The organism is Haemophilus sp. UMB1048, assembly GCF_030218125.1.
GTDB lineage: Bacteria > Pseudomonadota > Gammaproteobacteria > Enterobacterales > Pasteurellaceae > Haemophilus_D.
Map to the genome: position 1 here is coordinate 62,941 of NZ_JASOPB010000008.1, position 13,771 is coordinate 76,711.

Genomic DNA, 13,771 nt, shown 5'->3' on the forward strand with positions numbered 1-13,771 from the left:
TTTTCAATATAAGAATTCTTTTAAATTTTTTCTAAAAAAATAACCGCACTTTATCGCGCGGTCACGTTATTCTATAAGCATTTAGCTGGTTTTGGCAGACCCGCCAATTTGGTTGCTTGTTTAGCTGGTCCGTCAGGGAAGAGCCGTTGCAAATAGCGGCTATTACCTTTGTCGGCACCTAGTTTTTCTGACATTGCTTTTACCAGCATTCTAATCGCAGGGGAGGTGTTATATTCTTGATAGAAATCACGCACAAAGTAAATCACTTCCCAGTGAGCTTCGGTCAGTTCTACACCTTCTAGCTGAGCGATGTGTTTTGCTACATCCTCATTCCAATCAGCAATATTAAGTAAATAGCCAAAGGCGTCGGTTTCGATTTTTTTTCCTTGTACGGTAATCATATTAATTCACTTCTTTAAAGCTGATCATTTCATTATCGGCGTAGTCAGACGCATCTTCATCATCAGATTTCATTGGTTCGATACGTTCTTCATCAAATGCTGTATCCCCTTCAATGCCATCAAGTGATTGGCCATGTTTAATGCCTTTGAAATCGAAGAGTTTTGGGTCACATAAGTGTGACAACGTAATGTTTTGCATCGCACTAAACATGGTTTCTAAGCGACCTGGATATTGACGGTCCCAAGTATTCAGCATTTCTTTCACTACTTGACGTTGTAAATTAGGTTGAGAACCACATAAATTACAAGGGATAATTGGGAATTCTTTGGCTACGGCATATTTTTCAATATCTTTTTCTTTACAATAAGCTAATGGACGAATCACAATTTGTTTGCCGTCATCAGAAATTAATTTCGGTGGCATCGATTTTAGTTTCCCACCGTAGAACATATTCAGGAACAGGGTAGCCAGCATATCGTCACGATGGTGTCCAAGTGCAATTTTTGTTGCTCCAAGTTCGGTTGCTGTACGGTATAAAATACCACGGCGTAGGCGAGAGCAGAGAGAGCACGTTGTTTTACCTTCTGGGATTTTCTCTTTTACTATGCCATAAGTATTTTCTTCAACGATTTTATAATCCACACCAATACTTTGCAGATATTCAGGCAAAACATGCTCCGGAAAACCTGGCTGTTTTTGGTCTAAATTGACGGCTACGATATCAAATTTAATTGGTGCGCTTTGTTGTAAATTCAACAAAATATCAAGAAGTGTATAGCTGTCTTTACCACCAGAAAGACAAACCATCACTTTATCACCATCTTCAATCATGCCAAAATCAGCAATTGCATTGCCTACATTACGGCGAAGACGTTTTTGCAGTTTATTGAAATTATAAGTTTGTTTTTTATATTGGTTTTGTTCTATCATATTGATTTACTTTAGCTAATAAAAAAGCCCTGAATAACTTCAGAGCTTATAAATTCTGTGGTGCCTAGGGTCGGACTCGAACCGACACGGTTATTCACCGGCGGATTTTGAATCCGCTGCGTCTACCAATTTCGCCACCCAGGCATTTGGGTTGTTCTGAATTATACGTTTATCTTACTTTGTTGCAAGTAAAATTTCATTAAAAAGGTGTGGTTGTTTTAAATTTCATCAACTTGTATTCAAAGATGAAAGGGAAGTTTAAAATAATTTGATACGTTGTCACAATTTATGAGTAAAATAAAAGCTTAGTATTTCTACTAAGCTTTATGATTATCTAATTAAGCGGTTTGACCAGCAAGGTTACCTAAATCTTTATCGATTAAGAATAAGCCTTTGCCATCTTCGCCAAGAAGATTTAATTTGTCTAAAATACCGCTGAATAATTTCTCTTCTTCGTGTTGTTCTGCAACATACCATTGTAAGAAATTGAATGCAGAGTAGTCTTTTTCTTCAAAAGTTTTACCCACTAATTCATTGATTTTACTTGTGATCAATTTTTCGTGTTCATAAGTTAATTCAATGATTTCTTTTAATGACTTGTACTCATGCGCAGGTGCTTCAATTGCAGTGATTACCGCTAATGCACCAGTTTCATTTAAATAAGTGAATAATTTACGCATGTGTTGCATTTCTTCTGCAGCGTGTTCTGATAAGAATTTAGCTGCACCTTCAAAACCATTTTGTTCGCACCATGCACTCATTTGTAAGTAAAGGTTTGAAGAGTAGAACTCAAGGTTCATTTGATCATTTAATAATTTGATTACGTTTGCTGATAACATTTTGTATTCTCCTTCTAAAATTATAATGTTGCTAAATCACGATCGATAAAGTAAAGCGAACGACCGTCTTCACCCAGCAAGTTAAATTTATCAATAATGCTATTGAATAATTTTTCCTCTTCGTGTTGTTCTGCAACATACCATTGTAAGAAGTTAAAAGTAGAATAGTCTTTGTTTGCAAAAGTTACTTCAACTAATTCATTAATTTTAGAAGTAACGAGTTTTTCATGTTCAAGTGTGGTTTCAAATACTTCTTTAAGTGATTTGTAGTTATTCTTAGGTGCATCAATTTTACCTAAAAGTGGCATACCACTTGTTTCACTCACATATTTGAATAATTTTTGCATGTGTTCTAATTCTTCATCAGCATGACGAAGTAAAAATGCTGCAGCACCTTCGTAACCGTGCTTGCTACACCAAGAACTCATTTGTAAATAAACATTAGAAGAGTAGAACTCTAAATTGATTTGTTCATTTAACTTATCTGCGATTGCTTTATTAAGCATAACCAACTCCTTTCCTTATTAAGTAGAGATTAAAAATAAAAACAAGACTGCTTAACTTGTCATCGGTGTGTATTCTAATCTCACAAATGAGAATGGTCAAGCATTTTTTTTAATTTTTTTTCATAACATACTAATAATAAAGAAAAAATCAATGTTAATTATTCTCATTTATGCAATATATGTAAAATAAATTCTCATTATCAGATCAAGAATGATGAAATCTGGTGAATTGATGTACGCAATTGTATTTAGAATTTACGTAGCGTTATCTCAAAATTTCATTCTAATTTAATTATTCCATCTCAAAGACATCCATTTATTTCTTCTATATCCATAAGCCGAAACTCACCTTATTTTGACTAATACATAAAATAGGATAGTCACTTATATTGATTTGTGACATGCTCATATATTTAATTTAACATAATATACATTATACGAAATTAACTACAAGGTTAGTGAGGGCTACGTATTAATAAGATCACAGAGTTATGCACAGGTCACGAACACCACTCAAGCAATGCAAAATCTAGCTTCACAACACCTTGCAATAAGATGAAATAATGATTTATACACTCTAAAGTTGTTATGTAAGGAAAAAATAAAGAAGTTTATATGTATCAAATAATGACAACGCTACGTGAATTCTGCGTTATTTTATGAGGTTGAATATCATCAGAGTTAAAAAAGAAAAACGTAAATCTCAGGGATTAAGATTTACGTTTTTGATGAATGGCATTTGTGTGACTATGTCACGATATGTATAAGATTAAGATAACAGTTTTGCTCCGTATTCATAAACCTGTTGCAGTAAATTAAGTTTGTTTGGATTATCTGAATATTCCTCTGCTAACTGCTGTAAACTTTCTTCAAATTTAACCGCACTTTGTTCTAATTTACGTTGGCGATATTTTTGCCATTTGATTTGCTCAGCACGATTTAGGGTTTTGTAGAAATGTCTTGCACGATAATGGAATAACAATTCAGGAATTCGTTTATCTTCAAATGCTAAACCATGATCAGCTAATTTTTCAGGTGGTAAATCACGTAAAATAGCCATATTGTTTTTATCGGCATTGCTAAAGAAACCGTTATAAAGTTCAGTTTCTACATTATCGCTCGGCTCAAATTCACGTTCTTCTGAGAAGATTTCAATAACTTTCTCGCGAATATCTAAGGATTGGCGCAATTTTGCTAAATTATCTAAGCATTGTTGTCTGTCTATTCCTAAACGAGCTGCATTTTCTGGCAGTAACGTTTTTGCAGGCGCCAAAATTGGGCATTTATTAATATGAACCAATTTCAATGGAACTGATGAAACTCCCCTTTCTTCTAGCTCGCTTTTCTTGGTATATAAATCTTGTCGCAAATCAACCGCACTTTTACTGAGTAAATTATCAATATCACCTGATAAATCACAGACGATTACGGCATTTTGATTAGTTGGATGCCATGCTAATGGTGCCACCCAAGCACAATTGCCGCGATAATTCCCTAGCATACCTGAAACGTGCACTAATGGTGTCATTTCCGCGGTATCAATTAGCTTCTCAATTTCCTTTTTACCTCTATACTCAAAGAAGAATTGAAATAATTTAGGCTGCTTTTCTTTGATTAATTTAGCCATAGCGATGGTTGCATACACATCCGACATCGCATCATGGGCATTTTCATGCTCAATACCATTTGCTTTGGTTAGTTTTTCTAAGCGAAAGCTTGGCATACCATCATCGTCATAAGCCCAATTTATCCCTTCTGGACGCAGCGCATAGCAAGCCCGGACCAAATCCAGTAAATCCCAACGAGAATTGCCATTTTTCCAGCTATATTCATAGGGATCGATGAAGTTACGGTAAAAGGTATAACGCGTCATTTCATCGTCATAACGAATGTTGTTGTAACCCATCACACAGGTATTAGGTTGTGAAAATTCAGCTAGAATTTTTGCGGCAAATTCAGGCTCAGGAATCCCCTTTTCATTACATTCTTGCGGTGTGATTCCTGTAACCATTACGGCCTCGGGAGCTGGCAAATAATCATTGGTTTGCTTGCAATACAACATAATAGGCTCACCAATGATATTGAAATCTGCATCGGTACGAATACCTGCAAATTGCGCTGGACGATCACTTGCCGAATTGATACCAAAACTTTCGTAATCGTAGATAAAAAAACTAAAATTGTTTGCCATAATTAAGCCAAAATTTTATCTAAATAATATAAACAGAAAATTGCTGAAAGGCTGATAAGAATACCAAACCAGTTGATTTTGCTGATTTTTTCTTTAAAGAAAAATGCGCCGGTGATGGTGCCTAAACAAATCACACCAATATTCATTCCCGCAAAAACTAAAGTTGGGTTTTGTCCGAAGCTTTGGTGTGCTTTAATGTAAAACAGGATGTTGAAGAAATTCAATACACCTAAAATAATTCCACCAATAAAGCTTGGCACAGTCCATTGAGTGCGTTTTAGGAATAAATACAGGAACATGACACAAGCGGCTAATGAGAAAGCAATGAATAATGTGGTTGGGAATGCTCCCCCGCTTTTAGCCACTTGTTTAAATAAAATATCAATGGTGCCATAACCAAACCAAACACCGATTAAGCCTAAAATACCTTTAAAACTGACCGCACTTTGTTCATTCGATTTGTTCAAAATACAGAATAAACCGATGAATGCCAAGATAATACCAACGATTTTAGGCTGGCTTAAGGTTTCATGGAAGATAATAAAAGAGGCAACGATCGGTAGAAATAACGATAAGCGTTGTGCGGCATCTGAACGCACAATGCCCGCAAATTCAACGGCTTTAGACATAATGATAAATACGGTTGGTAATAAAATACCTAACGCTAGGAAAATAGGAGTGCTATCACTTTGTGCTAAATATTCGGTAAATTCTAATCCTTTGAAATCAGGTTTGAGTAAGAAATAACTTAATGAAATAGCGACAATATAGTTAAACGCTATTGCTTGTTCAATAATGATGTTTTTTTTGCGTGCAACTTTGAGTAACACCGATACGGCAACACTACATAGAATGGCTAAAATAAGGTTGTGCATAATTTGTCCTAAATTCTCATAAAAATAACAATGAAAAAAGCGGCCAATTGCGTTGACCGCTTTAAAAAACTACTCTGTTGCGCCAAAGCCACGCAAACCAACCACATGAACTTGCTCTTGGTTGCCGGCGATTTTACGCACCAATTTATAGGTTGTGCCTTTTTCAGGGCTGATATTCTCTGGCGCTGCGATAAGTAATTGCATATCCAAACGTTCGCAAAGTTCGAACAAGGTAGAAATAGATTTACCATCCAAACGTGCAGCTTCATCCAAGAATAGTAAACGACATGGTACGATGTCTTTACCGCGAATACGGCGGCTTTCCTCTTCCCAGCTTTGAACTACCATTAGTAGGATTGACATCCCCGTACCAATTGCTTCACCTGTCGATAATGCGCCACTTTCAGCACGTAACCAACCATCTGCACCACGGAAGACTTCAACTTCTAACTCGAGGTAATTACGGTAATCTAATAATTCCTCACCGATAGTTTGTGCTGTGCGTTGGCCCATATCAATATGCGGGTTAATACGTTGATAAAGTTTCGCAATGGCTTCAGAGAAGGTAATACGATTATCACTGAATAAATCTTGGTATTCTTCCTGTTTACCTGACAGCGCATCAAGCAACATAGCATGTGTATCGCGAATATTGACGACTAAACGTACTGATTTTACCTGACCGAAAGCAATATTTTGTAGACCTTGGTTCAACATGCGAATACGATTTTGTTCACGTTGAATGGTTTTACGCATAATATTCGCTACACTTTCAGAACTGATCGCTAATTTTTTCTCACGGCCAGTCAATTCTTCAGTTAAGCGATTAAGCTCAATTTCCATTTGCTCAATTGCATCAATCGGATCATCAGTTTTAATAATATCCTGACGAATACGTTCACGAAGATGTTGATATACAGCGATGAAGAAGCGAACTTTATTTTCTGGTTTACGGCTGTCTTCAGAAATACGCAATGCATCGCGGAGATATTCATTATCTGCCACCGCAGTACGTAACGCACCTAAGGCTTTATCCGACATTGAACGTAATTCATCAGCAGATAAATAAGCTAATTCACGACGATTGAGTCGTTTTTCCACATCGGAATTACGAGATAAACGGAGAACCACGCACCAGCTGACTTTCGCTGCAACAACCAATTCACGTTGAGTTTTATAATCACGTTCTGCTTTACGAATACGTTTATTTAAGTTATCCGCTTCGCTTTCAATAAGCGTTAATTGCTTTTCAACATAAGAACGACGTTGACGACTGGTTGAAAGTTGTTGATACAACTCATCACGGCGATTTCTCGCTCGTTCCTCTGCCCCTTCATCAGCACGCACGCCCAACTCACCAATCTCAGCAATTAATTCTTTTAACAATTGATTTTTACTGTCATAAGAACTTTGCAATTGGATAAATACTTGGTTGTATTGTGCAAATTGGCTTTGTTTTTGACGTAATTGTTCACGTTGAGCATCACGCTGTGCCTGTAATTGTTCCAAACGTTGACGAAGTTGCTCATTAAGCTCTGATGTTTCTGCTTGCCCAGCATCTTCATAACTAAAGTGATTTTTACGTTGCACCACATCCGCTAAAGCAAATACACGTTGTTGTACTTGTTTTTGATGTTCAACCGCTTGGGTTAAATCAGCTTTTAAGCGCTCATAGTTTTCTGGGTCACTTTGTAAGGTATTGGCAATCGGCTCTAATTGTGACAACGCAACGCCATGTTGACGAATAAAGCTTTCATCTTGTTCTGCAATATCTAATTGTTCACGGCATTCTTCAATGCGATCAAGTAATTCTTCATCAGCAAGCAAGTTAAGCTGCGGCATTAACTTATTCAACAATTGCATTTTTTCTTTGGCATTATCCAATTTAATGCGAATTTGTTGTTCGGTGCTTGAGAATTGATTGAGCTCGCGATCAATTTCATTGCGTTCTTGATTGATTTCCGCCATCACCTCTTCTGGGTTTGGTTGGAATGCAAGCGCTAGATGTAAGCCAACAAATTGACTAAAGTGTTCGTGTAAACGTTGACATTTTTGTACATCAAAGGCAATTTGTGCGTATTCTTCCGCAATTTCATCACGTTTAGCTTGTAATTCTTCTAAATGTTTTTCACGTGCAGCACGGCCAAATAATGGAATTTGCGGGAATTTTGAATAACGCAATTCACGATCAGACACTTGCACCACAACGCCCATTTCAAGCTCTTGAGCTGAAAGTACGCTGTCATCAAAGGCATTTGGGTCACCTTCGATTAAATATAAATCATCCGGACAGTCTTCTAAATTAGCTAATTGTTGGCGTACCGTGTTGAGATCACGCACAACAATAGCATGACGAGCTGGACCATAAAGTGCTGAGAAATAAGGTGCATCTTCAATTGGAACATCATCATACAATTCAGAAAGCAATACACCGCCAAAGCGTTCTGCAAGCACATTCAAGCGAGCATCTTCAGAACCATCTGGTTGGCTTAAACGAGAAATTTGCTCATCTAATTGTTGACGTTGCTTCTCTAAATTGTCACGTTGAATAGTCAGCTCACGTTCTTTCACCAATTGTGATTGCATAAAATGCATCACATCTTGGCTATGTTCGAAGGTTTCACCACTTTGCTCTTGTAAGCGTTCTAAAGCGGCTTGAGCAGTCAACCAAGCCGGTGCTTTACGAGCATTTTCTTCGTAAAGTGCGGTCAGACTTTCACGTTTTTGACGTAAGGTTGAACGGTTTTCTACTTGCTCTGAAAGTTCTTCATTCAAACTTTCAATGAGTTCTTCTTGTTCAGCGTGGTATGCTTCAAGTTCATCAGCAGTTTCTAAAGATAAATCAGCACGTTGATTAAAATCAGCCAATAATTTAACCGCACTTTGTTGTTGAGCATAGCGCTGCTCTAACTCATGTAATTTCGAGCGTAATTGGGGAGTTTGTAGTGCCTGAATTTTTTGTGTTGGATATTCACGCAATAATTCTTTAGCACTTTCCCAAGCACTTGAACGAGGCATATCACCAGCAATTTTGCACACTAACTGATAGGCTTTATCAAATTGTGATTTAGCCGCTTCAGAAATAGACATTTTATGTTCTAACTCAAGCACTTGCTCGGTAAGGCTTTCAGCATGGGCAGCAAATTCAGCTTGGTAATCTTCCGCATTTTTCACGCTTAAATCCGCTAAACCACATAAGGTTTTCGCTTTTTCAAGCGCGGCAATTGCTTGTTGATATTGCAATGCACGGGTTTGTTGTGCATCTAATGCTTGTTGATAATCCGCAAGTTGCGCACGTACTTGGTCAATTTCAAGTTCCGTTTGCTCAAATTGTGCTTGGCTTTCTTCAAGCTGTTCGGTTGCGGTTTCCACAACCATTTTTTGTTCTTCTAATTTTTCTGTAAGTTCAGCCACATCTTCTTGATAGCGCGATACTTTTTCTTGATGACGTAACGCATTTAATACCAAGTTCAAGTGGTCTGCCGCACTTTGGTGATCTACTTCTAAAGTACGTTCATTTTCTGCCAATTCTGCAGCTTCACGGCTTAAGTCAATTAAGCGGTGTTGTGATAACTCTTGCTCAGCTTTTGCTTTATACCAATCACGACGGAAACCTAGAGCCGCTTCGATATTGCCGCGGCGTTCATTGGCATTACGCATATAATCTGATGCCACATAATTAGTGGTTTCGGTAATTAAATGTTTGAATAAATCACGGTCAGATTGGGTAACTTTAATTGCTTCAAGGGTCATGCGATTTTCACGTAACGCACTTTCCATATCTTGGAAGGCTTTGCGCACACCAAGGTTTTCTGGCAATAAGTAATCACGTAAAGAACGGGTAATAGCGCTGGAAATACCACCGTATAAAGAAGCTTCGATTAATTTATAGAATTTGCTACGGTCTGAAGCACTACGTAAGCGTTTTGGAATAATCCCCAAATCAAACATCATGCTGTGATAATCGGTGATGGAATGATATTGTTTAAATTGTGCACCAAGATTTTCAATTTTGTCTTTTAATTCATTTAAATTGAGCACGCGCGCTTGACGTTCACCGACTGTTTCGGTGAAAAGTGCGGTTGGATTTAAGGACAATTCTACACCTTGAATCGAGAAGGTTTTTAAATCCACTTTCTTATCACGACCCGCAATTTGTTGTAGACGCACACCTACGAGAATTCGTTGGTGACGGGAATTGATAGTATCTAATACCGCATAACACACACCTGGACGTAATTTACCGTGTAAGCCTTTATCACGAGAGCCGCCTGTCGAGCCTGCCTCAGTGGTATTACGGAAATGCAATAAGGTTAAGTCTGGAATTAATGCTGTGACAAAACCCGCCATGGTTGTGGATTTACCGGCACCGTTACCACCGGAAAGTGTGGTTACCAATTCATCCAAATCAAAGGTACGGGCGAAGAAACCATTCCAGTTAATTAAGGTGAGTGAACGGAATTTACCTCGTTCTACTCCATTATGTTGGTTTAATACAGGAGCAATAAATTCTTCTTCAACCTGTTCGGTTGATTGCTCAGGTTCGTCTTGATAGATTTCGTTTTCAAGTTCTAATACATCAGACATTATTCTTGTTCTCCTGCATCATCAAATTCTTCATCAATTTCGACCGCACTTTCTTCATCATCGAGATCATCAGCATGACTTGCCGCTTTTGCTTGCTTTTCGAGTTCGAGAGATTGCAGTGTTGCCGCTTCCCCATCACGAATTAAGCGAGTTTGCGCTTCTAACGGATCATCACCGGAACGCACTTCAGCACCGAAACGGAAGACTGATTCTGAAATCGTAAATTTACCGCTATGTTGTTCACCCACGGTATGGATCATGCCTAAACGGCGTAAACGACCGATCGCCGCACGGACTTTTTCAGATAATTTTTGTTTATCTAAATCCGAACCACTAGAGCGCTGATTGACGGCTTTCAATAATTTGCCTTCGTCTGCTAAATTCAGTAATTCATCATAGACTTCTTGTGTACTGAAGATACCTTGCTGTGCTAAACGTTCTGGGCTTAAATATAAATAGCAAAGTACCTTCCCTACTAACATTTCTAATTCGGAAAGCACTGAACGGGCAATTAACGTCGTCGCTTTTGGACGTAAATAGAAAAAGCCTTCCGGTGCACGAATTAATTCCACGTTGTAACGGCGGTAAAAGCCATCTAACTCATTTTGGAAATCCATCAAAAAAGCATGATTATCTAATTGATCTGTGCTGATATGACAACCTGAACGCAATAAGCTATCCACTGTCGGGAAAATAGGATTCGCAATGGCATTTGCCAATTTCGGGGAAATTACATCTTGAATATCTGTCATGGTTAATTTCTCATTTTATGAATTCGTTTTTGGGTAAGCCACGGAATTAATATTTATCAATCACATGCGCTTGCACTTCTGCGCCGTAATCGTTAATTTCCTGCCATTGCGGATAAAGACCGGCTAAATCATCATTTGCCATACCTAAACGCACTGCTTGATCCACAATAATACGTGCCACATCAAAATGACGGGAAAGCGGATAAGCTTCTAATTGTTCTTTTAAGACTAAACTTAAATCAATTGGACGATTATTTTCACGGTATTGAATTAATAAGCCTTGCATATGCTCTACGATTTGATCATGTAAATCAGCCAAAGACTCATATTGCAATTCTTCAGGTAATTCACCCAATGCATCATCTTCACGTAATACCATTTCTTCATCACGCAGATCGACCAAACGTTCCGCTTGAGCAGTCCACAAGAACCAAGGATGATCGAAATAGCTATGGATAGAATTACGCAAGCGTTGTGAGAATACACGGTTTTTATCCATATCAATGGCGGTACGGATAAATTTATGCACGTGACGGTCATAACCAATCCATAAATCAATAGCTTGTTGTCCCCAGCTAATAATGCGGTCAAGCTTGGATTGTAAATCAGTAATTAATTGTTCAATAAAATACAGCTCATCATGACCAATTACACAATCTTGAATACGTAATAGTTGAGCCTGTAACTTATCACCTGCTGCATTTAAAGTATCTTGTAACTCACGTAAATTGCCTGAGGTTTCATCTAATAAACGTTCACAGCTAGAAATTGCCGCCTGCCAATCTTTGGTAAGTAAATTGGCAATTTCTTCTTTAATGCTTTGTTGATTTTCATCCATCACGCGTTGTGATAAATCGATACTATCGAAAATCTCTGCGACTGAATATTTTAACGGAGCGAAAACATTCCGGCGCCAAAAGTGCTCATTCTCCCCTTTTGCTGTAGCTTCTTCTGCTGCATCAGATGCACGTTGAATTTCATCAGCCACAATAGAAAGCTGTACAGAAAGACGCAACGCGGAAAATTCACGCTGACGAATATAATAATCTGATACGCCAACACCCAGTGGAGTGAGACGATAAATAGAAAGCCCTTCAGTAAATTCACTGCTGAAACGGTTAAGAAAACGCTGTTTCACCAATTCATTGATAGCATTATTGGCACGGGTGGCAATCGCGTCCGTTGATTGGTCAAAGGCATTGGCTGTATGACGGAAAATATCCACTAAATCGGCTTCTAGCATCTCACCGTCCAAACGTTCGTTGTTATAGATGGCGATTGCCAGCAAAAACACTAAGCGCTCTGTTGGCAGATTTAACGAAAATTCCCGCTCTTTCGCCCATGAGACGAGTTCAGGAATGGTTTGTGAGGTTTCGATCATTCGGTTACAAAAGCTTAAAATTGAACAAAAAATTTCTGAGATTATACAGGATTTTTTATCGTTCTTGAAATCTTCTTATAAATTGACCGAACTTTTTATCTTTCAAGATTATATGTGGCTAATCTGCGATATAAACAGATTAATAAATAGATGTTATCTTCAAAACAAAGAGCCACAAATTTGTGGCTCTTTTTATCTTATCAAAACAATCAAAAATTTGACCGCACTTATTACAATAGATATCGCCAAACGAATGCACTGACTAAAATAATCAGCATGATAATAATTTGTATTAAACGTTTTTTGGTTAATTTTTCTGCAGCCATATTGATTTGCTCTTTGATAACTTCTGAAATTGACTATTTAGTGGTAGAATAATTGCGTTAGATCAATTTTACACTATATTTATCGATTTGAGGAATAAATGAAGAATTTCGTTTCAGAAACCAAATCAGGACGCAGAGTTCAATCAGGTGGTTGTGCAATCCATTGTCAAGATTGCAGTATTAGCCAACTTTGTATCCCTTTCACATTGAACGAACATGAGCTCGATCAGCTTGATAATATCATCGAGCGTAAAAAACCTATCCAAAAATCTCAAGTCCTTTTTAAAGCCGGTGATACACTGAATTCCATTTATGCGATTCGTTCTGGAACCATTAAAACTTATACCATTAGCGAAGCCGGTGAAGAACAAATTACCTCTTTCCACTTACCTGGTGATTTAGTGGGCTTTGATGCAATCACAAATATGCAACATCCAAGTTTTGCACAGGCTTTGGAAACCGCCATGGTATGTGAAATTCCATTTGATATCTTAGATGACTTATCTGGAAAAATGCCTAAACTTCGTCAGCAAATTATGCGTTTAATGAGTAGTGAAATCAAAAGCGATCAAGAAATGATTTTATTACTGTCTAAAATGAATGCTGAAGAACGTTTAGCGGCATTTATCCATAATCTATCAAAACGTTATTCTGCTCGTGGTTTCTCAGCGAAAGAATTCCGCTTAACTATGACCCGTAGTGATATCGGTAACTATCTTGGTTTAACTGTTGAAACCATCAGTCGTTTACTTGGTCGTTTCCAAAAATTGGATGTACTCTCTGTTCAAGGTAAATACATTACTATTAATGATATTAATGCATTGATTGATTTAACCGGTGTACATAAAACCAAAATCCAATTAGCAGAATAAATTAAAAGCGTGAGTTTTCACGCTTTTTTAACATTTGAAACAAAAAAACTTGCACGAGATCACTTTTTTGATAATCGGTTCTTGTCATCGTTTAAAATCTTTTCTATCCT

The 13,771-nt window shown here is 37.7% G+C and carries 10 protein-coding genes and 1 tRNA gene; 1 reads left to right on the forward strand and 10 read right to left on the reverse strand.

What is annotated here, in order from left to right; genetic code table 11:
* Positions 1-71: 71 nt before the first annotated feature.
* From QP437_RS08375 to mukF, 10 genes are all read right to left on the reverse strand, one after another.
* Positions 72-401, reverse strand: coding sequence for a TusE/DsrC/DsvC family sulfur relay protein (locus QP437_RS08375; RefSeq protein WP_285267540.1), 330 nt, complete (start codon positions 399-401; stop codon positions 72-74).
* 1 nt (position 402) lies between these two features.
* Positions 403-1,332 carry a tRNA 2-thiocytidine(32) synthetase TtcA gene (gene ttcA, locus QP437_RS08380; protein WP_285267541.1) on the reverse strand — a complete coding sequence of 310 codons (930 nt, stop codon included), beginning with the start codon at positions 1,330-1,332 and terminating at the stop codon, positions 403-405.
* Between the two features lie 58 nt (positions 1,333-1,390).
* Positions 1,391-1,476 (reverse strand) — tRNA-Leu (locus QP437_RS08385).
* Positions 1,477-1,670: 194 nt separating this feature from the next.
* On the reverse strand, positions 1,671-2,171 hold the full coding sequence (ftnA, locus tag QP437_RS08390) for a non-heme ferritin (RefSeq protein ID WP_070714008.1): 501 nt from the start codon (positions 2,169-2,171) through the stop codon (positions 1,671-1,673).
* A 20-nt stretch (positions 2,172-2,191) separates the two neighbouring features.
* Positions 2,192-2,677: a non-heme ferritin gene (gene ftnA, locus QP437_RS08395; RefSeq protein ID WP_285267542.1), complete on the reverse strand. Its 486-nt coding sequence runs from the start codon at positions 2,675-2,677 to the stop codon at positions 2,192-2,194.
* A gap of 769 nt (positions 2,678-3,446) precedes the next feature.
* The gene (sbcB, locus tag QP437_RS08400) at positions 3,447-4,868 is read right to left on the reverse strand and encodes an exodeoxyribonuclease I (protein WP_285267543.1); all 1,422 of its coding nucleotides are present in this window, start codon (positions 4,866-4,868) and stop codon (positions 3,447-3,449) included.
* 2 nt (positions 4,869-4,870) lie between these two features.
* Complete coding sequence (locus QP437_RS08405) at positions 4,871-5,743, reverse strand: DMT family transporter (RefSeq protein WP_285267544.1); 873 nt, start codon at positions 5,741-5,743, stop codon at positions 4,871-4,873.
* 69 nt (positions 5,744-5,812) lie between these two features.
* A complete protein-coding gene (mukB, locus tag QP437_RS08410) occupies positions 5,813-10,330 on the reverse strand; it encodes a chromosome partition protein MukB (protein WP_285267545.1) in 4,518 nt (1,505 codons plus the stop codon).
* On the reverse strand, positions 10,330-11,082 hold the full coding sequence (gene mukE, locus QP437_RS08415) for a chromosome partition protein MukE (RefSeq protein ID WP_285267546.1): 753 nt from the start codon (positions 11,080-11,082) through the stop codon (positions 10,330-10,332). The genes mukB and mukE overlap by 1 nt, the downstream gene beginning before the upstream one ends.
* Before the next feature lie 46 nt (positions 11,083-11,128).
* Complete coding sequence (mukF, locus tag QP437_RS08420; protein ID WP_111315231.1) at positions 11,129-12,463, reverse strand: chromosome partition protein MukF; 1,335 nt, start codon at positions 12,461-12,463, stop codon at positions 11,129-11,131.
* A gap of 424 nt (positions 12,464-12,887) precedes the next feature.
* Between mukF and QP437_RS08425 the strand changes: the two genes are divergently transcribed.
* The gene (locus QP437_RS08425) at positions 12,888-13,661 is read left to right on the forward strand and encodes an FNR family transcription factor (RefSeq protein WP_197546707.1); all 774 of its coding nucleotides are present in this window, start codon (positions 12,888-12,890) and stop codon (positions 13,659-13,661) included.
* Positions 13,662-13,771 lie beyond the last annotated feature (110 nt).

What these genes read in the sequence shown, in the direction of transcription:
- mukE (WP_285267546.1), bottom strand. Translation starts at nt 11,082, where the DNA reads ATGACAGATATTCAAGATGTAATTTCCCCGAAATTGGCAAATGCCATT.
- mukB (WP_285267545.1), bottom strand. Translation starts at nt 10,330, where the DNA reads ATGTCTGATGTATTAGAACTTGAAAACGAAATCTATCAAGACGAACCT.
- sbcB (WP_285267543.1), bottom strand. Translation starts at nt 4,868, where the DNA reads ATGGCAAACAATTTTAGTTTTTTTATCTACGATTACGAAAGTTTTGGT.
- QP437_RS08425 (WP_197546707.1), top strand. Translation starts at nt 12,888, where the DNA reads ATGAAGAATTTCGTTTCAGAAACCAAATCAGGACGCAGAGTTCAATCA.
- ftnA (WP_070714008.1), bottom strand. Translation starts at nt 2,171, where the DNA reads ATGTTATCAGCAAACGTAATCAAATTATTAAATGATCAAATGAACCTT.
- QP437_RS08405 (WP_285267544.1), bottom strand. Translation starts at nt 5,743, where the DNA reads ATGCACAACCTTATTTTAGCCATTCTATGTAGTGTTGCCGTATCGGTG.
- QP437_RS08375 (WP_285267540.1), bottom strand. Translation starts at nt 401, where the DNA reads ATGATTACCGTACAAGGAAAAAAAATCGAAACCGACGCCTTTGGCTAT.
- mukF (WP_111315231.1), bottom strand. Translation starts at nt 12,463, where the DNA reads ATGATCGAAACCTCACAAACCATTCCTGAACTCGTCTCATGGGCGAAA.
- ftnA (WP_285267542.1), bottom strand. Translation starts at nt 2,677, where the DNA reads ATGCTTAATAAAGCAATCGCAGATAAGTTAAATGAACAAATCAATTTA.
- ttcA (WP_285267541.1), bottom strand. Translation starts at nt 1,332, where the DNA reads ATGATAGAACAAAACCAATATAAAAAACAAACTTATAATTTCAATAAA.